24 protein-coding genes are annotated in these 23,314 nt (G+C 35.6%); 10 read left to right on the top strand and 14 right to left on the bottom strand.

What is annotated here, in order from left to right; all coding sequences use genetic code 11:
• Window positions 1–3 precede the first annotated feature (3 nt).
• The 6 genes from F7888_RS11465 to F7888_RS11490 form a co-directional block, all read right to left on the bottom strand.
• Window positions 4–969 (bottom strand): carbohydrate kinase family protein, encoded by a 966-nt coding sequence (locus F7888_RS11465; protein ID WP_191779603.1) that lies wholly within the window; start codon window positions 967–969, stop codon window positions 4–6.
• Between the two features lie 62 nt (window positions 970–1,031).
• Window positions 1,032–2,705, bottom strand: a complete 1,674-nt coding sequence (locus F7888_RS11470; RefSeq protein WP_191779605.1) for a glycoside hydrolase family 13 protein — start codon at window positions 2,703–2,705, stop codon at window positions 1,032–1,034.
• Window positions 2,706–2,745: 40 nt separating this feature from the next.
• Window positions 2,746–3,447 carry a YesL family protein gene (locus F7888_RS11475; RefSeq protein WP_191779607.1) on the bottom strand — a complete coding sequence of 234 codons (702 nt, stop codon included), beginning with the start codon at window positions 3,445–3,447 and terminating at the stop codon, window positions 2,746–2,748.
• Window positions 3,448–3,486: 39 nt separating this feature from the next.
• On the bottom strand, window positions 3,487–4,305 hold the full coding sequence (locus F7888_RS11480) for a carbohydrate ABC transporter permease (RefSeq protein WP_191779609.1): 819 nt from the start codon (window positions 4,303–4,305) through the stop codon (window positions 3,487–3,489).
• Window positions 4,305–5,165 carry a carbohydrate ABC transporter permease gene (locus F7888_RS11485; protein WP_191779611.1) on the bottom strand — a complete coding sequence of 287 codons (861 nt, stop codon included), beginning with the start codon at window positions 5,163–5,165 and terminating at the stop codon, window positions 4,305–4,307. The genes F7888_RS11480 and F7888_RS11485 overlap by 1 nt, the downstream gene beginning before the upstream one ends.
• 109 nt (window positions 5,166–5,274) lie before the next feature.
• Complete coding sequence (locus F7888_RS11490; RefSeq protein WP_191779613.1) at window positions 5,275–6,570, bottom strand: ABC transporter substrate-binding protein; 1,296 nt, start codon at window positions 6,568–6,570, stop codon at window positions 5,275–5,277.
• A 369-nt stretch (window positions 6,571–6,939) separates the two neighbouring features.
• Here F7888_RS11490 and F7888_RS11495 point away from each other — a divergent pair, with 369 nt between their 5' ends.
• Window positions 6,940–7,971 (top strand): LacI family DNA-binding transcriptional regulator, encoded by a 1,032-nt coding sequence (locus F7888_RS11495; protein WP_191779615.1) that lies wholly within the window; start codon window positions 6,940–6,942, stop codon window positions 7,969–7,971.
• 93 nt (window positions 7,972–8,064) lie between these two features.
• Here F7888_RS11495 and F7888_RS11500 read toward each other — a convergent pair whose 3' ends face one another.
• Window positions 8,065–9,021 (bottom strand): tRNA dihydrouridine synthase, encoded by a 957-nt coding sequence (locus F7888_RS11500; RefSeq protein ID WP_191779617.1) that lies wholly within the window; start codon window positions 9,019–9,021, stop codon window positions 8,065–8,067.
• Window positions 9,022–9,306: 285 nt separating this feature from the next.
• Here F7888_RS11500 and F7888_RS11505 point away from each other — a divergent pair, with 285 nt between their 5' ends.
• The 3 genes from F7888_RS11505 (at window position 9,307) to F7888_RS11515 (ending at window position 11,040) form a co-directional block, all read left to right on the top strand.
• Window positions 9,307–10,290 (top strand): alpha/beta fold hydrolase, encoded by a 984-nt coding sequence (locus F7888_RS11505; RefSeq protein WP_225228750.1) that lies wholly within the window; start codon window positions 9,307–9,309, stop codon window positions 10,288–10,290.
• A 179-nt stretch (window positions 10,291–10,469) separates the two neighbouring features.
• A complete protein-coding gene (locus F7888_RS11510) occupies window positions 10,470–10,709 on the top strand; it encodes a helix-turn-helix transcriptional regulator (RefSeq protein WP_191779619.1) in 240 nt (79 codons plus the stop codon).
• A complete protein-coding gene (locus F7888_RS11515) occupies window positions 10,699–11,040 on the top strand; it encodes a DUF2178 domain-containing protein (RefSeq protein WP_191779621.1) in 342 nt (113 codons plus the stop codon). Before F7888_RS11510 ends, F7888_RS11515 begins: the two co-directional genes overlap by 11 nt.
• A gap of 77 nt (window positions 11,041–11,117) precedes the next feature.
• On the opposite strand, the gene F7888_RS11520 is transcribed toward F7888_RS11515, so the two are convergent.
• Window positions 11,118–11,609 (bottom strand): MBL fold metallo-hydrolase, encoded by a 492-nt coding sequence (locus tag F7888_RS11520; RefSeq protein ID WP_191779722.1) that lies wholly within the window; start codon window positions 11,607–11,609, stop codon window positions 11,118–11,120.
• Between the two features lie 119 nt (window positions 11,610–11,728).
• Between F7888_RS11520 and F7888_RS11525 the strand changes: the two genes are divergently transcribed.
• The 5 genes from F7888_RS11525 (at window position 11,729) to F7888_RS11550 (ending at window position 15,632) form a co-directional block, all read left to right on the top strand.
• Complete coding sequence (locus tag F7888_RS11525) at window positions 11,729–12,430, top strand: response regulator transcription factor (RefSeq protein ID WP_191779623.1); 702 nt, start codon at window positions 11,729–11,731, stop codon at window positions 12,428–12,430.
• On the top strand, window positions 12,423–13,535 hold the full coding sequence (locus F7888_RS11530; protein WP_191779625.1) for a sensor histidine kinase: 1,113 nt from the start codon (window positions 12,423–12,425) through the stop codon (window positions 13,533–13,535). Before F7888_RS11525 ends, F7888_RS11530 begins: the two co-directional genes overlap by 8 nt.
• 105 nt (window positions 13,536–13,640) lie before the next feature.
• On the top strand, window positions 13,641–14,519 hold the full coding sequence (vanY, locus tag F7888_RS11535) for a VanY-A/VanY-F/VanY-M family D-Ala-D-Ala carboxypeptidase (protein WP_191779627.1): 879 nt from the start codon (window positions 13,641–13,643) through the stop codon (window positions 14,517–14,519).
• Between the two features lie 39 nt (window positions 14,520–14,558).
• On the top strand, window positions 14,559–15,089 hold the full coding sequence (locus F7888_RS11540) for a VanZ family protein (protein WP_191779629.1): 531 nt from the start codon (window positions 14,559–14,561) through the stop codon (window positions 15,087–15,089).
• Between the two features lie 282 nt (window positions 15,090–15,371).
• Window positions 15,372–15,632 (top strand): hypothetical protein, encoded by a 261-nt coding sequence (locus F7888_RS11550; protein WP_191779631.1) that lies wholly within the window; start codon window positions 15,372–15,374, stop codon window positions 15,630–15,632.
• Between the two features lie 922 nt (window positions 15,633–16,554).
• Here the strand turns inward: F7888_RS11550 and F7888_RS11555 are convergent.
• The 5 genes from F7888_RS11555 to F7888_RS11575 all read right to left on the bottom strand — a co-directional run bounded on the left by F7888_RS11555 (window position 16,555) and on the right by F7888_RS11575 (window position 20,427).
• Entirely contained in the window at window positions 16,555–17,496 is a 942-nt protein-coding gene (locus F7888_RS11555) for an anti sigma factor C-terminal domain-containing protein (RefSeq protein ID WP_191779633.1), read from the bottom strand.
• Window positions 17,489–17,995 carry an RNA polymerase sigma factor gene (locus tag F7888_RS11560; protein ID WP_191779635.1) on the bottom strand — a complete coding sequence of 169 codons (507 nt, stop codon included), beginning with the start codon at window positions 17,993–17,995 and terminating at the stop codon, window positions 17,489–17,491. The genes F7888_RS11555 and F7888_RS11560 overlap by 8 nt, the downstream gene beginning before the upstream one ends.
• A 187-nt stretch (window positions 17,996–18,182) precedes the next feature.
• Window positions 18,183–18,722 (bottom strand): hypothetical protein, encoded by a 540-nt coding sequence (locus F7888_RS11565; RefSeq protein WP_191779637.1) that lies wholly within the window; start codon window positions 18,720–18,722, stop codon window positions 18,183–18,185.
• 198 nt (window positions 18,723–18,920) lie between these two features.
• A complete protein-coding gene (locus F7888_RS11570) occupies window positions 18,921–19,769 on the bottom strand; it encodes an AraC family transcriptional regulator (RefSeq protein WP_191779639.1) in 849 nt (282 codons plus the stop codon).
• Between the two features lie 244 nt (window positions 19,770–20,013).
• Window positions 20,014–20,427 (bottom strand): VOC family protein, encoded by a 414-nt coding sequence (locus F7888_RS11575; RefSeq protein ID WP_191779641.1) that lies wholly within the window; start codon window positions 20,425–20,427, stop codon window positions 20,014–20,016.
• A gap of 184 nt (window positions 20,428–20,611) precedes the next feature.
• Here F7888_RS11575 and F7888_RS11580 point away from each other — a divergent pair, with 184 nt between their 5' ends.
• The gene (locus tag F7888_RS11580) at window positions 20,612–21,310 is read left to right on the top strand and encodes a MerR family DNA-binding transcriptional regulator (protein WP_191779643.1); all 699 of its coding nucleotides are present in this window, start codon (window positions 20,612–20,614) and stop codon (window positions 21,308–21,310) included.
• Window positions 21,311–21,591: 281 nt separating this feature from the next.
• On the opposite strand, the gene rlmD is transcribed toward F7888_RS11580, so the two are convergent.
• A complete protein-coding gene (rlmD, locus tag F7888_RS11585; protein ID WP_412095997.1) occupies window positions 21,592–22,968 on the bottom strand; it encodes a 23S rRNA (uracil(1939)-C(5))-methyltransferase RlmD in 1,377 nt (458 codons plus the stop codon).
• Window positions 22,969–23,314 lie beyond the last annotated feature (346 nt).

Genomic DNA, 23,314 nt, shown 5'->3' on the forward strand with positions numbered 1-23,314 from the left:
CGATTATACCTCCGACCATTGATATAGATTTTTTATTTCTTCAAGTGACGGTAATTCTACTACAGCACCTGTGTATTGTAATTTAAAGGCACTAACGGCAAAGCCCAATTTTAACGCCTCTTTTATGGTATGTCCTTTAATTAAAGCAGCATAAAATCCAGACCAAAACGCATCTCCTGCACCAGTTGTATCAACTACATTAGTTGCAAACGTCTTGAAACGATGTACCTCTTGACCATTTGACACAATAGCACCATCTTTACCTAATGTCATAATGACAAGTTTTGCTCCCAGCTCTAGAAATTTACGTACTTGATTTTCAACGGTGTCTTTACCAAACAATCTCTCTGCGTCATCCTCCGAAGGTTTGACAATATCGACCCTGCTAATGATTTCTTTCACATAATCAATACCATTCTCACCCTTTTGCCATATCATTGGGTGATAGTTTGGATCAAAGCCTACAAGTAAGTTGTTTTTTTCTGCACTTTCCAATACTTTTTCTATCGTGTCTCGTACTGGTGTTCTTGAAATTGGCCAGCAAGAGAAATGGACGACTTTAGAGTTGATTAATGCCTGTTCAATTTCTGTTGTATAAGATAAATGGTAATCTGCTTCTCGATAAAAAATCGGAACTGGAGATCCCTTACTCTTATTTACTAACACCATACTAGTAGCATATTCTACTGTCTGTACACATTTCGTGTCTATTCTAGCTACTTTTAATTCATTTATAAGAAACGAGCCTAAAGTATCTCTTCCAACAGATGAAGCCACTAGAGAGTTAATTCCTAATTTTTTTACATTCATTGCAATATTAGACGGGGAACCACCAAAATACTTTTTATATGAACTAGTTTCATGTTCATCATTATAGTCGTCTGATATCATATCAATGAGAAGTTCGCCTATGGTTAAGATATCATTCTCTTTATTCTGGAATTCTAATTTGTTGTCAAAGTGAAACATAGTGCTTTCCCCCAAAAAAAGGGATAGAATAAAGCCCCTATCCCTTGATTATGATTTCGCTATTAAATACGATAGACTCTTGTTTCAAATGGCTTTAATTCTAACTTATTTGTTGGTTCATGATTTGAAACATGATAATTAGATAAGAGTAAGCCTTTGCTTTCAACGAAGAATGGTAAAGCCTCATTCCATGTAGCGTCCTCATCTGTTAGATTTGAGAAAATCACCATTTTTTCATGATCTAATGTACGAGTATAAGCATATACTTGTGGGTGATCATCCAAGATGAGATCGTAACTTCCATAAGTAAATACATTATTTTCTTTTTTGATTTTTATCATTTTTTTATAGAAATTAAGAATAGAATCTGTATCTTTAAGTTGTGCCTCTACATTAATTGTCTTGTAATTGTTATTAATCCCTAACCATGGAGAACCATTTGTAAAGCCAGCATTTTTTTCTGAAGACCATTGCATTGGCGTTCTAGAATTGTCACGGCTTGATGCCCAAATCACCTTCATGATTTCCTCATGTGAAACACCTTCATTACGTTTAAAACGATACATATTCTTATCTGCTACATCATTGTAATCGTCAATCGAATTAAATTTAACATTCGTCATTCCTATTTCTTGCCCTTGATAAATAAACGGAGTACCCTGCATCAGAAAATACATCGCTGCTAATGCTGTTGAACTTTCATACCAAAATGTCTTATCATCACCCCATGTTGAAACTCTACGGGGTTGGTCATGATTCTCTATAAAAAGAGCATTCCAACCGTTATTCTCCAATGCCTTTTGCCATTTGGTTAACGTTGACTTTAAGCCAATAATATCAAGTGACTCATCATCTTCAGCGTTCCATAAGTTTAAATGTTCAAATTGGAACACCATATTAAACTTACCTTTTTCTTCACCAATCCACTCTTCAAGATCCTCTTTATTCTCAACCTTCACACCATTTGCTTCACCGACAGTCATAATGTCGTATTTTGCAAAGGTTTGCTCTTTTAGTTCCTGAAGATATTCATGAATTCCCTTTACATTCATATGTTTATCAAAGGAAGGGACATATGATAATCCTTTAGGATTTGGCATATCCTCTAAGCCTTCTTCTTTGTTTATATGACTTATTGCATCAACACGGAATCCATCAATTCCTTTATCCAGCCACCAATTAATCATTTCATACAGGGCAGAACGAACTTCTTGATTTCTCCAGTTAAGATCAGGTTGCTTTGTCGAAAAGATATGCATATAATACTGATCAGTATTTTCATCATATTGCCAAGCTGATCCACTAAAAATACTCTCCCAGTTATTAGGCTCTTTTCCATCCTTACCGTCACGCCAGATATACCAATCACGCTTAGGATTGTCTTTTGAAGATCGAGATTCAATAAACCATTGATGCTCATCACTTGTATGATTTATGACAAGGTCGATAATTAACTTCATTCCTCTGTCATGAACTTCCTTTAATAATTGGTCAAAGTCAGCCATTGTTCCAAACTCTGCCATAATATCTTGGTAGTCACTAATATCATATCCATTATCATCATTGGGAGAGCTATAAACAGGACAAATCCAAATTACATCAATCCCCAAATCTTTAATATAATCCAATTTAGAGATAATCCCTTGAATATCACCTATTCCATCTCCATTTGAATCCATGAAACTACGTGGATAGATTTGATATGCTACAGCTTCTTTCCACCATACTTTATTCATAATTACTCTCCTTATCTTGTGCTATAAATTTTGTTAACTCTTAACCTACATCCCCATTCAATTCTCCCGAAATGACACGCAAATACAATTTGTAAAAGATTGAAAATGAAAGAAAAGCAAGTAAGGAGATAGAAAAAAACAGTGTAACAAATAGCGGAGCTACTAAACTTCCATAAATAAACAACACATTAATGACAAAAATCATTAATGTTAACAGCGGTTTTCCAATCGTAGTCACGAAAGCCATACGCAATAATCTAACTAGTTTTAGTTGAAAATGGCTCATAATCGAAAAAACGTTAATCGTCACTACATAGAGCAATATACCAAATACACAAAAAGCAAAAAATAATATTGTATTTTCCGTTTGATAATATAAAAGATTGCTTAACCAAACGCACCATATCACAGTTAGAATCAAACCAACCAATACACTATTTCGATAATTTTCACGGTAATAGAGTAAATATTGTTTCACAAGAGGACGATCTTTATCTTTAATCATCCAATCTCTTACAGAAGCAAATAACGCCGTAGTAGCAGGGAAAAATACAAATGGTGCTAAAATACCAATAGGGATGATCAAATGTAACAAGCTAGTAGATTGTAGACCGTATTTTATCACAACAATAAGTAGAACAATCGGAAGGTTACATAGGATCCACAGTATATTTGAAACCGAAAAACGCATAATCCATTCACTTAACCGGTGAAAACCGCCTATAATTCCTGTATTCCCCATATAATCCCTCCTTACTTTGCTTTTTTACCAATCTTTCACCTATTTCACAGCACCTTCAGAAACACCTTCGATTATTTGCTTTTGAGCAAAGAAGTAACCTACAATAACAGGAATGATGGCAAGTGTTAGACCTGCTAATGCTAAATGCCATTGTTTAGTATATTGTCCAAAGAAAAAGAACATCTTCAAAGGAATAGTTGCAGTATCTTGCCCTAAAACGAGAGATGGCAATAGATAATCATTCCAAATCCAAATCGTATTGAGGATAGCTACCGTTACAGAAATTGGTTTCAATAACGGGAAGATAATAAGTGTAAACACTTGAAATTTATTCGCACCATCAATTGTTGCCGCTTCATCAAGAGAATTAGATATCCCAGTCATCGCACCATGATATAAGAAGATAGATAAGCTACATCCAAATCCTAAATACATAAACATTAGTCCTACTGGATTTAACATATCCACTTTTCCAAACATTGAAACAAGCGGTATCATAACTGATTGGAACGGGATCAACATTGCAGCAACAAAGATCAATAAGATGAATCCACTTAACTTACTTTTATTTCGCGCCAGAGCATAACCAGCCATAGACGAAAAGAAAATAATAATTGAAATACTAATTACTGTAATAAGTAAGGAGTAAAAAAGGGAGTTTAAAAAATCCAGTTCATGGAAGGCTTCCACAAAGTTTGAGAAATCCAACGCTTCTGGTAAACCTAAAACACCCATAAAAATTTCTTTTTTTGATTTAAAAGCATTAACAATCATTAGATAAAAAGGAGATAGCCATATTAATCCAAGCAATATCGCTAATATTTCTATAATGTACATATTACGTTTCTGCTTCTTCATTACATGTCCACCTCTCTCTTTTTATTGTAATAAACTTGAGTTAATGCAATGATTGCAATAATAACAAAGAATATAATTGCTTTCGCCTGACCATACGCCAACTGATTTTGTGAATATGCTGTTCTTACGATTTCCATAGCCACCATTTGAGTGGAATCAAAAGGGCCACCATTTGTTAGAGATAGGTTTTGATCGTAGATTTTAAATGATGATGACAATGTTAAAAACATACTTACAGTGAAAGCTGGTGCTACTAGAGGAAAAATAATATTTTTAAAACGTTGGAAACTATTAGCTCCATCCATATCTGCTGCCTCAATAAGCTCATTAGGGATATTTTGTAAATATGCGATATAAATTATCATAATATATCCAGCCATTTGCCAGCATGTTAAGATAACCATTCCCCAAAAACCTGTAGTTGTTGTTGCTAACCAACCTTGAAGTGCTGGTATTCCTAATATTTGTCCAATATTTCCAAACACATTTACAAAAATAAACTGCCAGATAAAACCTAGGATAAGACCGCCAATTAAATTCGGCATAAAAAAGATCGTTCTTAAGAAGTTACTAGATTTCAACTTTCGAGTGACAAGAACAGCTAAACCCAATCCTAAGGCATTTAACAAAATAACAGTTACTACTGAAAATTTCACTGTAAACCAGATAGAATTTAAAAAGCCTGTATCATTAAATAGTTTCATATAATGGTCTAAACCAACGAATTTCGTGACACTTAAACCATTCCAATCTGTAAAAGAATAGTAAGTACCTAATAATAAAGGGCCGATAATGACAATACCTAAAGCCAAGAACACTGGTGTTAGGAATAACCAAAATGTCAGGTCTCGATTCTTCACAATAACGCCTCCCATATCGATTCTTGCATCCTCATTATTGAGGAAGCTTTCGTTTAAAGTAATCAAGCTAACAAAGACACTAAATCTTTGTTAGCTTGTCTTTAACTAATTAATTCCTTGGCTCTTCCCATTTCTTAATAGAATCGCTTATTACTTCTTCCCATGACATTTCATTAGCAATGTACTTCTGCATGTTTGCACCTAAAATGTCTCCCCAAGCATTACTTGGATAACCTGCAAATACCCATCCTACAGTATTTCCATTTGATGAATACTCATAAATATCCTTTGATAGAGGGTCAGCGATTTTACTTACATCATATCCTTCATATGCAGGAATGAAATTAAATTCTGACACAACAGTATCCTTACCAACTTCTGATGTATTCATCCAATCAAGGAAGTCTTTCGCAGCTTGAATTGTTTCTTCATCTTTATTCTTATTTACAGCCCAATAGTTTGGAACTCCAACAGGAATACTTCCTTCAAAACCTTCAACAGGGATTGTTAATACACCAATATTTTGCGCTAATTCAGGATCCATTTGCTCAATTGATGGAAATACCCAGTTCCCTTGTTGAATCATTGCCACCTGCTCTAATGAGAAATATTGCTCAACTTGTTGTGAATAATCAATATTTAATGTCGGTTGAACTGAATATTCAACTTGAAGATCTAGCATTCTCTTCAGTTCATCACCTCTTTGAAATTCAACTGTTTTAGCATTATAAGCTTCTAACACATTATCATTAAATTCTGGTGCTAAATATACATTCGCTAAGTGATTACCAATAACCCATTTCTCTTTTGCTGCTAGAGCAAAAACAGCTTCAATTCCTAAATCAGCTTTCTTACTATCTAACGTTTCTACAGCTTTCTGAAGATCATCAAAAGACTTGATTGTTGTTGGATCAATACCTGCCTCTTCAAACATTGCTTTATTATAGATGAGCCCATATCCTTCTTGATTATACGGTAATCCCAGGATTTGCTCTCCTTCAGTTACAGCATCAAGAGTACCATCAAAAGCAAGTTTTGCAGATTCTGTATCAGAAAGATCTGCTAAATAATCTTTGAATTGCTCAGCTTCAGACGGTCCTGAAATACTGAAGATTTCTGGCTCGTCACCAGATGCAAATTTTGTTTTTAGAGACCCTAAGTAATCTGTTCCTCCACCTACAGCCGTAAATTTAATATCTATGTTTGGATTTTCTTTTTCATATTCTTTAACCATTTCTTCAAATTGAGATTTTATTTCAACTTTCCCTTGGTATACTTCAAGTGTAATTTTATCTCCGTTTGAAGCGCCCGAATCTGAACTACCATCAGAACTTGAACCACAGCCTGCTAAAAGAACACTTGATGCAATGATTCCTGTCGTTAATATTGAAAAGATCTTTTTCATTATTGTAAATCCTCCCTTTAAGTAAAAATGTTAAGTAAACGCTTTAGTAAATGCTTACATTACGAATGTTACTATGCTATGATATATATGTCAAACGTTTTCATAAATTATTCATTTTTTCTTTTTTTTAATAAAATAATTAAAAATTTTGTGTAACAACAGGGTGTAAAATAGACGTTTAGAGGTTGTTATTAACCATTTTCCATAAAATATCAATAAAATCCCTCAAAAAATCATGTGGTAAGGTTACCACACATTGGCGAACGTTCTTTAATTCTGTTAAGTGATTCATTGTATTTCAGTTATAATACGATGTATATACTAGTAAATTTGATTCTTATATTGTGTTTATAAAAAGGAGTTGATCCTATGGTGAATATAAAGGATGTTGCGATTCGTGCTGGTGTTTCCGTGACCACGGTATCACGGGTATTGAACAACCGTGGCTATATTGGAAAAGAAACAAGGGAAAAAGTAGAAAAAGCGATGGCTGAAATCAATTACTTCCCAAACCAAATCGCTCGTGCACTCCAAAAAAGTCAATCATATATTTTAGGTATCATTGTCCCAGATTCTAATAATCCGTTCTTCTCAGAATTAGTAAAACATGTTGAAATTAATGCAAACGCTAACAACTATAAACTTCTAGTTTGTAATTCTCTTGATCAATCAGAAAAAGAAGCAAAATATATCAGAATGCTTAAAGAAAATCGAGTTGATGGCATTATTATGTGTAGTCATACATTAGACGTTGGAGAATACACACAAATTAACTTTCCTATAGTAACATTTGATCGTATTATCGCTAATCAATTCCCTTATGTGTCTTCTGATAATTTTAAAGGTGGAGAAATTGCCACTGAACACTTAATTGCATCTGGTTGTAAGAAGTTATTACACTTATCCGGTCCACTCAAACTAGACCTTTTACCAAATAGGAGATCTGATGCCTTTAGGCTGACTTGTATGAAACATAATATTGAATTTGAAGTCGTTGAGGCAACACAGGATAACCTAACTTTTCAATATTTTAGGGATTTCATAAGAACCGAAATTGCAGATACCCTTTCTCATTTTGATGGAGTATTTTGTAGTAATGATATTTTAGCCTATGCTTTATATCTACATGCAATCGAAAATAATATTAAGGTTCCTGAACAACTAAAAATTATCGGTTATGATTATCATAGTTTCACAAGAATGCTACAAACACCGAAACTCACTACCATTTCACAACCTATCAGTCGATTAGGAAAAATATTAAGTAATACAATTATTAGTATGATAGAAACAAAGGATAAAGATTCGGTAAATAATATCGTTGTTGATGTAGAATTAATTAAAGGTGACACTACGATAGATACTAATAATTCGCAACATTTGACTTCTCTTCAAATATAATTATTCACAAATATAGGCTGGACTGAATTCGGTTCTATTCCGTCTTCAGTCCAGCCTATTTATCATTCTCACCTTTTGAAGGTTACATCATTCTTACCCAAAGTTATCAAGCATGGCACGAACTTCATCTGTTGTCTTAGTGCTCATCAATTGATTTCTAAGTTCACTTGCCCCTCGAAATCCTTTGACATAAATCTTAAAAAAGCGATGAAGAGCTCTGAATGGACGTGGCTCTAGTTCGTTTGAATACTTATCATGGAGATCAAGATGCAGCCTTAACAGATCAAGAAGTTCTTCACTGCTATGTTCTTTCTGTTCTGTTTCAAAGGCAAATGGATTCTTGAAAATTCCGCGTCCAATCATTACCCCATCAACACCATATTTTTCAACAAGCTCCAAGCCAACTTGACGGTCAGCAATATCACCATTGATTGTCAAAAGTGTATCTGGTGCGATCTCATCACGAAGCTTCTTAATTTCTGGAATCAGCTCCCAATGAGCATCTACTTCACTCATTTCCTTCCTTGTGCGCAGATGAATGGAAAGATTAGCAATATCTTGTTTCAATATATGCGTTAACCACTCCTGCCACTCATCTACTTCGGTGTAGCCAAGTCTTGTCTTCACACTGACAGGCAATCCTCCCGCTTTTGCTGCTTGAATGAGTTCTGCCGCAACCTCTGGACGTAGGATAAGTCCACTGCCCTTCCCTTTAGACGCCACATTAGGCACAGGACAACCCATATTAAGATCAATCCCTTTAAATCCAAGCTCCGCCATACCAATGCTCATTTGCCTGAAATATTCGGGCTTATCTCCCCAAATATGCGCAACCATGGGTTGTTCATCTTCGGTAAAAAGCAAACGCCCACGCACACTACGGTTTCCTTCTGGATGACAATAACTCTCCGTATTTGTAAACTCTGTAAAAAACACATCAGGTCTTCCTGCTTCACTTACTACATGACGAAACACTACATCTGTTACATCTTCCATTGGTGCAAGTACAAAAAATGGTCGTGGTAAATCACGCCAGAAATTATCTATCATAATCGAACTCAAATCCTCTCATTGTGAATACGTGTCTATCTGTCAATGTAATTCATCAAATAAATAATGTTATAACTTCCTTTACACTTATATCATGCTTAATCACTTCTTATCAACATCAGTGCACTTTAAACATTAATAATTTCAGAAAAAAATATGTACTCATTAATTGGAAGTCTATCCCAATAAGCCTCAAGGCCTAGCTTAAAATACTTCTACGGTTCATTTCTGCACTTTTATCCAAAGGGTAAAATGGAAAAAAAAGAAAGCAGGTCCTATCAAGATATGAAAAAAACGAAACAGAAAAGTAAACATTGGATCGTGTTAAGAAATTTTTTATTATCTATATTATCAGTATTTGTTATTTGGATCATTTTCAGTAATGCAATGACAGCATTTGAACAAAAAAGACACACGCCAATAGGCAATTTAGTTGAGGTTGATGGGAAGAATATGCACATTTATACAAAAGGTGATGGAGATAACACAATCCTTTTACTAAGTGGCCTTGGAACTGCAGCACCAACACTCGATTTTGAACCATTGATAAATGAACTGTCAAAGAGTAACAAGGTTGTCGTGGTAGAGCCATTTGGATACGGATGGAGTGATATCACCAACAAGGAACGAACAGTAGAAAACATCATAGACGAAATAAGAATGGCTCTGAAAGAATCTAACATACAAGGACCCTACATATTGATGCCTCATTCAATATCTGGAATTTACTGTATGTACTTTGCGAACACATATCCAGAAGAAGTGAAAGCAATCATTGGAATAGACCCCACCTTACCACAGGCATTAGAGTATTTTGGTGAAAATCCGCCTACAATGCCTAAGTATTTAAGTTATTTGGCACCAACTGGAATAGCAAGATTAGCATTATATATGGATTCTGAAAGTTTCTTACCTATTGCTGAATCTGACACATATTCCGAAGAAAATTTAAAAATAACCAAGGCGATTTCTGCTTGGAAGGGCTATAACAAAAACATAGTTACTGAAGCTAATGCGTTAAAATATAATATTAACCAAACAGTTACGATGACATTCCCTGATAACATGCCAGTATTATTCTTCACTACGAAAGATGAGAAGGTAACAGCTGATGGGAAAAACAATGTGACCTTTTACAAGACACAGTTAACTCATTCCCCTGCTAGTAAAATTGTTACATTAGAGGGACACCATTATCTTCATTGGAATCGGTATAAGGAAATAAGTAAAGAAACAACTGAATTCATAGAAACAGTGGGTACTGATTAAGCCTTGCCGTCTATCTTTATTGAAAAAAATGGAGAAAGGATTAGATTCTACAATAGGAGTCTAACCTTTTTTATTTTCTTGATTTGTATAATAATTTTTATCTTTTGTATAAGTTTACTTTACTTTTGTATAAGTATAGTGTATTGTGAGTGTATAGTAAAAAAAGGAAGGTGTTGACCTTGAAGGAAGAAATTGAGGACTATGTTGTCAATAAAGTGTATGAGCACCGAGTGTTAAAAAGATTGTCCCAAAAGGAATTGGCTGACGCTGTAGGAGTATCGAAACAAACTATTTATGTAATGGAGAAGAATAATTACTCTCCTTCTCTCGTTTTAGCTTATCGAATAGCTGATTTCTTTAACGTAGATGTTAACGAAATCTTTACTTATGTGAAAGGAAGGGATCAAAATGAGAATTGAGGAACTATCAAATACCATCTTTTATCCATTAAAAACATGGGCAGAAAAATCAAATGGTAATTGGAATATGCTTATTGGTATCGGTATGATATCACTTTTAGTCGGAGTAATTCTGATATACGTATTTTATAAAAAAATGGGTAAGGCTGATGAAAGAACAAATCAAATAACTTTAAAGAGTTTGCTCATTATGCTGTGTGGAGTCATTTTGTGCGACGTGATTTTCCCAAAAGAATATATGTGGCAAATTTTCTTCTTATTTAAATATTCCCTTGCATTCATCGCTTCTGGTATATATCTTGCTATACAATATAAAAAGGATTTTTTTTAACTAATTAGGTCCTGTATGATAATAGATAAAAAGAGGGATGTCTGAGAAACCTTTACCGATTCTCAGGAATCCCTCTTCTAAATGTCTATTAGCATCGCTTTTTCTGCTAATCGAATGTTTTCGTTCCCCTGTTCTTTTGCACTGTTGAGCAAATCTTGTAAATTACCATAGTGAGGTAGATGGGTTAAGAGAACTTGTTTCGCATTTGAATTTTTCGCCAGAATTCCAGCTTCTTCTGCCGTCATATGACCACTTTTCGTACCATCCATACCTGTATATAAACTACATTCTGTTATAAGTAAATCACAATCTTTGGCAAATTGGACTAATTCTTCTGTAAAACTAGTATCAGCTGTATATACTACCTCTTTGCCTTCACACGTTATTTTTATGCTATAAGCTTCGACTGGGTGTACATTTCTTAAAAATGAAATGTGAAATGGTCCTAGGTTAAACTCACTGTCTTCAGTGTAGCTTATAAATGTTGAGTATGGTACTTCATCAACTTGTTTATCATGAGGGCCATATACGGCTATAATATGGTAGAGGAAAAGAATCTTAAGAAAAATTTAAGAATTCTCCCACCATTTTTTTAAGAAAATTCATTTAATCTATCTCACTTGAAGGGTTAAGTTTGTTTGCAATAGATGGATATTGAGAGAATATCACTTACATAGGAGTGAAATAAATGAAACGCTTATCAATTTTAATAGCTGATGATGAGGAGGAAATTGCTGATCTGATCGGCATCCATTTAGAAAAAGAAGGGTACCATGTGATTAAAGCCTCGGACGGACAAGAGGCTTTTCGTATTGTCGAGACTCAGGTCATTGATTTGCTAATACTGGATATTATGATGCCGAAAATGGATGGTTATGAGGTCACCCGCCGTATTCGTGAACAGTATAATATGCCAATCATATTTTTGAGCGCAAAAACATCGGATTTCGATAAAGTACAGGGCCTAGTCATTGGGGCAGATGATTATATGACAAAACCATTCACCCCAATCGAATTAGTTGCTCGTGTAAATGCTCATCTCCGACGTTATATGAAGTTGAACCAACCAAAATCAGATTTAGGTAATAAAACCTCTCTGGAAACTGGTGGATTGGTTATCTCTCCCGATCAACGTAAAGTGACTCTCTATGGCGAAGAGATCAAAATAACACCTAAAGAATTTGATATTTTGTACTTACTAGCCAGTCACCCTGGAAAAGTTTTTAATGTGGAAACAATTTTTCAGCAAGTGTGGGGTGATGCCTATTTTGAAGGTGCTAATACTGTAATGGTCCATATTCGTACATTAAGAAAAAAACTTGAAGAAGATAAAAGGAAACATAAATTTATAAAAACCGTATGGGGTGTGGGGTACGCGTTCAATGAATAAACTTATCCGCAGTTTTCGCTCCAAAATCATTGTATTATTTGGTTTAAGTATGCTTATGGCTGGTATGATCACTTACTTAATCTTTAAAGGACTACAGTTTTATTATCATACATTTGTCCAATTCGGTGAAACACTGTTTTTCTATCGTCAAATCTTGAAAGATATGGGCGATACTAGATTCTTTTTACTACTATTTATTCCACTTTCTTTTTTGTTTTTTTATTTACTTACTAAGCGTTATTCGACCTATTTCAAGGAGATTTCCACTGGTATTCGTTATCTTGCCCAAGGGGATTTCTCCTATCGAGTTCAACTGAAATCAAATGATGAATTTGAACATATTGCTCAAGATATTAATCTAGCAAGTGAACAATTGCAACAAGCCATCGAAAGAGGAGATTTCTCGGAAAGTAGCAAAGATCAGCTAGTCGTAAATTTAGCGCATGATCTCCGTACACCTCTCACCTCTGTTTTAGGTTATTTAGATTTAATCCTGAAGGATGAGAATTTGACTCAAGAACAGGTTAGACATTTTTTAACAATTGCCTTTACTAAATCTCAGCGTTTAGAAAGACTGATTGATGAACTATTCGAAATCACTCGAATGAACTATGGCATATTGCCAATTAAAAAAAATCATATCAATTTAAGTGACCTCCTTAATCAATTAAAGGAAGAATTGTATCCAGTTTTCGAAAAGAATGATTTGACCGCTAGAATAAATGTGAACCCACAGCTACCTATTTGGGGTGATGGAGAACTATTAGCACGTGTGTTTGAAAATCTTCTGACCAACTCGAATCGCTATGGTAACGATGGACAGTTTGTTGATATTAATGGCTTTATTGATTCTGATACAGTAGTTGTTCAGATTGTGAATTATGGAGATCCCATTCCTCAGAATGAGTTGCCCCATCTCTTTGATATGTTTTATACAGGGGACAAAGCCCGAACTCATCAGGGAGGCGGCACCGGGATTGGCTTGTTCATTGCCAAGAATATTGTCGAACAGCATAATGGAGCCATTACTGCCGAAAGTAGTATAATTCGCACCATTTTTGAAGTGCGCTTACCGCTGGATAGTCAAATACAAGATCATGTTTAACATTCTAGATAAGAGTTTAAGAAAAATTTAAAATTTACCCCACTCTTTTTTTAAATAGTTTTCCTTACACTTATAAGCAAATAAGATGATGGAGGAAACTGATAAATGAAGAAATGGGGCTTTTTATTAGCATTAATTATATGTCTAGGGTTAACTTTCGTAAAGGTAGACCCTTTTTCGGAACCAAATGACATAATACAAAACAATAATCAATCTACAACTAAGATAGTAGAGGGTGGAAAAATCTCTGGGAATACCCAAAAAATAAAAATGACAGAAGAGCAAATCTATCATGGAGATCTCTTATTGGTCAATAGTGAATATCCAGTTCACAAAGAGGGGATTAAATTGGATATTGTTAATTTATCTGATAACCATGATTTGGTACAAGGTTACGTGTTGTTAGGAAATGATATTTCTTTGTCAGAGGATATTGCTCATAAATTCTCAGAGCTGGTTGCTGCTGCAAGGAAAGATGGCCTTCAATATTTCGCCATTACAAGTGGCTTTCGAGACTTTCAAGAGCAAAGTATACTCTATCAAGATATGGGATCTGCCTTTGCCTTACCACCAGGCTATAGCGAACACAATCTTGGCTTATCTCTTGATGTAGGATCTACGCAAATGAAGATGGCGGATGCACCAGAAGGAAAATGGATAGAAGAAAACGCATGGAAATACGGGTTCATTCTACGTTATCCTGAGGATAAAACAGATATAACTGGAATTCAATATGAGCCTTGGCATATTCGCTATGTAGGTTTGCCTCACAGTGCGATTATGCAGGAGAAGAATTTTGCTTTAGAGGAATATCTCGATTTCCTAAAAGAACAAAAGAGCATTTCAACAACACTACGTGGTAAAAAATATGACATCTCATATTACCCTATAACCAAAGAAACGACCATTGATGTCCCGTCCAATCTTCATTGGGAAATATCAGGCAACAATATGGATGGCATCATCGTGACAGTGTTTCCCTAATCAGCTCATACTAACCATTAAGGAGGTAAGGATAGCGGAATGAAAAAAACGATCGTAAAGAACAATATTATTGTACCAGCACTATTTGTCGTTTATATATATGCAGTATTTAAAATCATTCTATTTAAGTTTCGCTGGAGAGATATTGACTTTCTCATGTTTCAACTTCAGCAGAGTCTTGGAAACCCTGATCATCTCATGTACCAATTACAACGTGGCAATTTCCTCCCGTTTGAAACAATACTCATCAATATTCGTAGTATATCAGGATGGCATGATTTTAGTAATTTTGTTGGGAATATCGCAGCGTTTGTCCCATTTGGCATGTTTCTTGTATTATTGTCAAAAAACAAAAGAATGTCATTCATTAGAGTATTAGTTGGAACTTTGAGTTTTAGTTTATGTTTGGAATGCTTACAGGTCGTTTTTTCTGTTGGAATTTTCGATGTAGATGACCTAATACTAAATACCTTTGGGGGATTGCTAGGCTATTTTGCTTTCAAGATTTATGATAAGGTAAAAGGAAATACATCAAGCATTTTCCAAGATAGAGAGATTGTTGAAAACTAGGAATTCAATATCAATCAAGGAAACCGCACCAAAGCATAAATAAAGACGATTCCTATTTAATTTATGAAGAACTAAATGATTGGATTTTAGAACATGACCGAGAACAGATTGATAGTCTATTTAAATAATCCATTACTGTAAAATGCAAGGAACAATTTCTACAAGAGGTGATTCGTTTGGAGAGTTACACTACATGTATTGCCATCATACTCAGCCTGTAATGGTCTAATAGTTCTTTGGGGGACTTTTATAGGCTGAGCCTTATCCCAAGGAGTGATGGTCATGAAGCCACATATTAAAAATCGAAGTCGCGCCTATTATCGACATCATCGAAAGAGAGTCATTCAGCGCAAAAGCAAGATTGTAAAGCAATTAGGATGGCAACCAGTCTTAACTGGGTATTTCGCAAAAGGAAAAATCCATTGTTCGTGCTGGATGTGTTCACAAAAGACGAACAAGGATGGATTTCCACATTCACAAAACGCACAATTGGAAAGCTTAAACAGCCAATTATACGAATATAATAATGATAAGGAAGTTTAATATTTCATTCGGGCAGGGGAATTATGTCCCCTGCTTTTTCAATAGGATGAAATATGTATCATCGTATCAAGAAGTTCTTCATAGCTATCCATACTTCACTAATACGTACCACAGTAACTTTATTACCTACAACCACAGAAAACCTCCTTCAATTCTATAACTTTAGTATAGATACATATTCGGTTGCACTCTACCAACTGTACATTGAACAACCGCAACTCGTGGTTGCAACCTTGTTTTTTTAAAATTTGTCGCCTTTCAAATCTAGTTCGACGGATTCCGCCCCGATTTCGTTGAATTACTTGATATGCTTCAGACAGAAAGGACCTTTCGTTGAATCATGCCGCTCTTTCGGCGGATTATGGCTCAAGTTCAGGGGATTCCGCCCCGCTTTCGTTGAATTAATTGATATGCTTCAGACAGAAAGGACCTTTCGTTGAATCATGCCGCTCTTTCGGCGGATTATGGCTCAAGTTCGGGGGATCCCACCCCGCTTTCGTTGAATTACTTGATATGCTTCAGACAGAAAGGACCTTTCGTTGAATCATGCCGCTCTTTCGGCGGATTATGGCTCAAGTTCGGGGGATTCCACCCCGATTTCGTTGAATTAATTGATATGCTTCAGTCAAGAGGGACCCTTCCGTTGAATCATGCCGCTCTTTCGTCGGATTATGGCTCAAGTTCGGGGGATTCTGCCCCGATTTCGTTGAATTTATTGATGTATTTCAGCCAGGAAGGAACCTTCCGTTGAATCATGCCGTTCTTTCGTCGGATTATGGCTCAAGTTCGGGGGATTCCATCCCGATTTCGTTGAATTAATTGATATGCTTCAGACAGGAAGGAACCTTCCGTTGAATCATGCCGCTCTTTCGGCGGATTATGGCTCAATAATTCAGCAAAAACACCTTATTTTCCTTCTTCATTAATAATTTTCAATAACGCCTCCTAATGAAGAAGCCTTAATGATCGGATTTTTCATAATATCCATGATTTCATCCTTTGTGCCATAAACGACTACCCCTAGCAGTTCCACATCTTCCACTTTGATTTCTTTCATTGTGTCGTAGGCTTTCTTGTGTTCAGTGAACATACTTGTTTTCAGTAGCTTAAGGAACTCATCATATTCATAGCTCATATCTGCCATTGAAGTATATGAGTCTCTAAGAGAAAAACCTAATGCTTCGTTCTCATTAATAAATGTTGCAGACCAATCGTATTCCTTCGCCTCTTGTTGAAAAGTGTCTAATTGACTGTCACTATAAGAATTCACCCAAAACCACGTCATTTTAGGGAGCAACATGAGAGGCAGTTCGCTTTGCTTGTACGGCTTATCAAAGGAAAGAGCTACCTCATATATTCGATTCCCCTCCATATTTTCAATCAGTTCTTCATCATTTTTATATTTTTTATAATCAACCATTGGATGAAAGAACAACATTTCTCTCCAACCATTTTCTTTATAAGAAAATTGCCAGTCTTCTCCTGTGACTCCGATGCCACCACCTGATCCTCTTGAAACCAATACAGATGGATTAAGTCCAAAATGATATTGTTTTTGTTCAAGAACGATTGACTTAATTTTCATGTCCTTTGAAATTTTATATTGACTCATTCCGCCTAGAATACCTCGCGAATCCACCGTTTCACTAATATAACCATTCGGTGTACTAAGTCGTACATAAGCATCCCATTGCTTAAATGCCTTCTGGCTAAAATAAGCTGAGATAGCGAAATTAGCAATGTACAAAATAACGAATACAATGAGTGAAACGACTATAATCGTCATCAAATTTTTCATTTTCCCTTTTTTTATCGCTTTTTTTATCTTCTTCTCATCAAACATATCTTCTGAGTATTCACTCATGTAGATCCCTCCACTTCTTTTGAAATTCCTTTCTTGCCCGAAATAAATATGTCCTAATCGTTTCTTCCTTCATTCCTAGTAATAATGAAATCTCTTTGTAACTTAGCTCAAATTCATATTTTAATAGGAGCAGCTGTTTATAGACTTCTTGAATGCTTTCTAAAGTTATGGCAATCTCATGATTTCTTTCGATAGTTAATACTGTATTTTCAGTACTTTCGTCATTCGCAAAATTATGCCAGAAGCGTTGATCATCAATCGAAATTGCTTGTTCTTTCCCTTTTTTCTTCAACATTTTTTTAAATTCATTCATGGAAATAGTGAAAATATATGAAAGAGCCTTATCCGAAGGAACACCACTACTATAAGCGATATATTTCATATAACTCTCTTGAACAATATCTTCTGCATCCTCATGGCTACAACCGTTCTTTTTTAAATAAAAATAAATCATTTTTGCCTGTTTATTGTATATTTCCAACAAAAACTGTGAATCCATAACTCCTCCTTTCCAATCTCCTACAATAATAAAGAGTCATATGCCCTGGAAAAGTTTACAGTACAACTATAAAAATTTGAAATTGATGTTGTTTTCTACTTTTCTGGAGAAATAGAAGAACTTGAAGCTATATTCATATTATTTTCCACAACAAAAAGGAGCAAATTAGTTATGCTCCTTTTACATTTCAATGATCAAGCTCATCAATTTCCTTAAATATACTAGAATATATATCTTTTATGTGTTCATCTTCATTGTAATCGTCACCTATACTAAATCCCCAACTTTTTAACGACTCAGATTCTTTTATAAGAAGAACCCCTACAGCGTAGCTTTCACCTTTACCTGTAGTCCAGTGCCAAGACTCATTATATCCTGTTTCTTTCACTGTAAAAGGGATATGATTATTCGCTGATATAAAAAAGAATGGAATAGTTGAATTTAGGTAAATGTCTGCATATTTACCCTCAGCAGCCTCTGAAAGATTATTTTCCCTGATAATTACTGCGTCGTAGGAATCCAGTTCTTCACTTGCGATTTGATCAAATGAGATCTCTCTAAAAACCACTTGCTCCTCATTTACCTCTGGAGGCTCTCCAATCACCGCTATTTCTAAAGGTCTACCTTCATACAATTCGAAAACAGGACTCTGAGTACAGGCTGTTAGTGAGAATGTAAGAAGTAGTAAAAGAAATGATAAATAGTTAATCCCTATTTTTCTATTCATAAGTGCCTCCGGTTCGTCCTTACTTTTAATTTATTATATCACTAGTGATATGTAAAAACGTCGGAATTTTCTCTCAAGACATTCTACAAAAATAGTAATGTTGGAAGTCCCGGATTTATACAGTGAAGAAGACAAAAAACCGGGTCACTATTTGACCCAGCCCTGAAATGAATTTATTTTAGATCATACCTATAAGATTTAATCTTTTTTCTTAATTGATATCCAAATTTCACTTTTTTGATCCTTACTAGCTAGTATTTCTGGACCTTCTGCCAACTCATAAGAAGACGATGGTAGCCACTCAGAATAAATACGTTGCCACTGTTCTTCAACTTCCGTCCATTCTCCGTCTACTTCAAAAATAGCCCATAATAAAGGAGAGATTTCTAACGTTGCATACTCATCCGATACTTCTTTCGCAGTGACCGCTCCTATATACTGATCGAAGGTTGCCTTTCCTTCCATCGTTTCTGAGTAATTGACTGATACATGAACAATACCATTGGGCTCCATATTGGAGAGGGACTCCAATTCTGTCATTTTGTTGTCACTAATGCCCTCTATCATATCTTCGTAGGTAGGTGTGAGTATTTGATCCACCATCTCAACTGCATACTTAACCCCAACAACTTTAAATGGTCCTTTTTCAACAATACGATATTTCATCACAGTTCCTCCTTGAATGGTTAATTGAAAGGACATTCTTGGATATGCTTTCAAGTTCTGCTCTGGATTTCTAGCTAAAGTTGGAATGACCCCATGAAAACTTTGAAAAGCTCTGGAGAAGGCATCTGGAGATTGGTATCCATATTTGATGGCAATATCAATTACTTTTACATGCTGATCTTTCAAATCCAAAGCTGCTACTGTTAATCGCCGTCTACGAATATACTCTGATATCGTGATACCTGATAGAAGAGAAAATAATCGTTTGAAATGGAACTCAGAGCAGTACGCTCTTTTCGCCACTTCTTTTAAATCAATACAACCATCTAAATGATCCTCAATATAGGTTAATGCTTCGTTCATCCCTTTTAACATATCCATTAAACAACTCCTTTCACTTATAACATAACAAGAGAAATCACCTTATACCCGACTTTCCATGCTTATATCTATCGGTTTACTTACATCTTTTTAAACAGGGTTTATACATACTGTCGAAAACTATTTTTTCTAATGACAACACATCGGGCATGAACTGACAAGCAATCATTGTAGTACAAGAATATCCAGTATAAAAATAGAAGGTCTACCCGGACTGATTCCGGAAAAACCTTCGGAATGATTTTTATTTTGATTGAACCCACCATAAATTACTAAAAGGATCTACAAACCCAGCCATAGAACCACCTTCTCCATCTTCCATGACTTCCATAATTGATGTTGCTCCTGCTTTAATGGCCTTTTTATAAGTATCTGTTGCATTTTCAACATAAATGTACATTTGGATAGGGACTAAACCATCATTCTTTAAATCTCCACATACTCCTGGCCCACAACTTCCATCATGTGATGTATCAGCGAAATAGATGATGCTTTCTCCGATTTTCATTTCTGCATGAATAACACCCTCTGTGTCCCCTAATTTATTTACGTTAATTACTTCCGATTGAAAAACATCCTTAGTAAATTCAATAAATTGTGAAGCACTAAGCACCATAAAATAAGGTACGATTGTTTGATTCATTTTTCGATTTTGCATAGGTATTCGCTCCCTTTAAATAGATTTCCATAAGGCATTCATTATTTGACCTTATATTTCTAGAGTACAACATTAATGCAAATGCTAATGTTTAGTGTTTTTTTCTTTTATATTGTTGTATTCTATTATAAAAACCCGTCATCAACTTGAACTTTAATTTATAAGGTACAGAGAGGATATTTCTATGAAAGGAATTGAAATTGCTAAGAAGTTGAATATAAGCACAAGTACATTAAGACATTACGAATCATGGGGACTGATTCCTTTCGTCGATAGAGCAGCAAATGGTTATAGAATTTATACCTCTGTTCATGAAGCCTATTTTCAATGTATTCGAGCATTATTACCCGGTTTTGGTATGGATTTAGTTAAAGAAATCATGCCACTTATCAAAAACGGACAAATGATGGAGGGATTATGGCTGATTAATAAAGCACAAGTAAATCTTTATACTGAAAAGGCAACCGTACAAAAAACGATTGAAATACTTGATTTAAAAGATTTAACGGAAATTCCTAATTACAGTAAGAAAACCTTTTTTACAATTGGAGAAGTTGCTAAAGAAGCGAATGTATCCGCATCTGCTATTAGACATTGGGAAAAGGAAGGGCTAATCACCCCTGAAAGGAACAAAGAGAGTGGGTTTCGTATATATAGTCCATCCGATATACGTACGGTGCTGATTATCCGAACTGTACAAAGAGTCGTTTACTCCTTGGATATTGTTCGTGAAATAATATCAGACCTTGAAAACAACAACGTTGCTCAGGCTAAGAAAATGGCTTTAACATCATTAGAATACATTGATTTTGCACTAACAGAGCAAATAAAAGGGATAGCAGCTTTACAAAATCTATTGGATGTTGTGTCTAAAAAGAATTAGCAGAAAGAGCTATATGTCTAAGGAAGCAACTTTTTTTATGGCGAAATAGGATGGGGATAAATTCTTTCCGGATTTTTCACTCCCTGAAAAAATACTGATTTGCCTGAATTGGCAAGTGATTAAGCAGGTTGGAACTAGGATAAACTATTGAAATTTATTGACTCCCTATTGAATTATGCCAGAAAAAAATCCCGGTTCCTAATAAGGAAAACCGGGATGATCTTGAATCAGAATTGTATATCTGAAATGACTAATATGGTTCGGAAGAGTCTTTTATTGTTTTACAATTTCAATTCAATCTTCGCTACAGCCTCACAATGCGTCGTATGAGGAAACATATCCACCGGCTGCACTTCCACCGTTTTAAAACCACCATCTTCAAGTACGCGTAGGTCTCTTGCTAATGTCGCTGGGTTACATGATACATAGACCACTCGTTTTGGCTTCATTTCAATAATGGTTTGTAGGAGTGCATCGTCACAGCCTTTTCTTGGTGGGTCAACTACAATTACGTCGGCAGTGTTCCCTTCTTTTTTCCATTGAGGAATGACGACCTCTGCTTCACCTACCGCAAATTCTGCATTCTTGATATTGTTCAATTCAGCATTTCGCTTTGCATCTTCAATCGCTTCTGGCACAATTTCTACACCAAATACCTTTTTCGCTTTTTGAGCTAAGAACAAGGAAATCGTTCCAATCCCACAATAAGCGTCAATGACAGATTCTTCTCCAGTTAATCCTGCATACTCTAACGCCTTATCATAAAGAACCTTTGTTTGTTCAGGATTTACTTGATAAAATGATCTAGCCGAAATAGCAAATTTGATCTCACCAATGGAATCGTAAATGTATTCTTCTCCCCAAAGCACATTGGTTTCATCACCAAATATGACATTCGTGCGTTTTGGATTAATATTCTGTACAACTGATTTCACATCAGGAATCGTTGCAACGATCTCTTCAATGATTTTATTCTTATGAGGTAATTCACCAGTCCTAGTGATTAGTACAACCATAACTTCACCAGTCACGACGCCATATCGAGCCATAATATGACGTATGGTTCCACGGTGGTTCTTCTCATCGTAAGCGCGAAATCCATATTTCTCACAAATTCGTTTGACGGCTTGTACAACTTCATCATTTTTCTCCTGCTGAATCATACATGCTTCCATATCAATAATTTCATGGCTACGTTGCTGGTAAAATCCTGCAATAAGTCCACCTTCACGGTCAGCAACAGGAACCTGGGCTTTGTTTCGATAGCGCCAAGGATTCTCCATACCAAGCACCGGGTTCACTGGTACACCCTTTAAATGACCAATTCTAGTTAATACTTCCTCAACTTGTTTACGTTTCGCTACTAGCTGACCTTCATAACTCAAGTGCTGCAGCTGACACCCACCACACTGCTTATAAATCGGGCAAGGAGCATCCACTCTGAATGGACTTTGTTCATATAATTCAACGAGGCGTCCAAAGGCATAGCCCTTTTTCACCTTCGTAATTTTAATTTTTGCTTTTTCCTCAGGGAGACCGTTGGGAACGAAGATTGGAAACCCTTCAACCTTTGCCACACCCGCACCATCATGCGTCAGGTCCTCAAAAGTCACATCATAATATTCATTTTTCTCTATCGGTATCATCATTTTTTCCATAGTATACTTCCTTTACGTTCAAGTTGCTAAAACTGATTGTATCACAGTTGTTCTATCATAAGCCAACAGTCATCTTAAAACTTGAATTCACTCATGACAGTTGGAAGTTTAATTTTTCTATGAAGACAATCAGCTATAAGTGACCTTGCGTGGGGACAAGGACTTTGTTTAGTGTCCATTCGCTTCTTGAACGACTTTACGTGGGAGCTTGAGCACCGTTCGGGCTTTCATCGCCTTCTTCTGTACCACTCTTCTTACATTCCCTTCGCTATTTAGAAGCGAAGGGAATGTAATCAGCCAAAACAAAAAACTTGGCACAAAGACCAAGTTTTTAAAGTCTCTCATA

The organism is Litchfieldia stipae (assembly GCF_014837155.1).
Lineage (GTDB): Bacteria > Bacillota > Bacilli > Bacillales > Bacillaceae_L > Litchfieldia.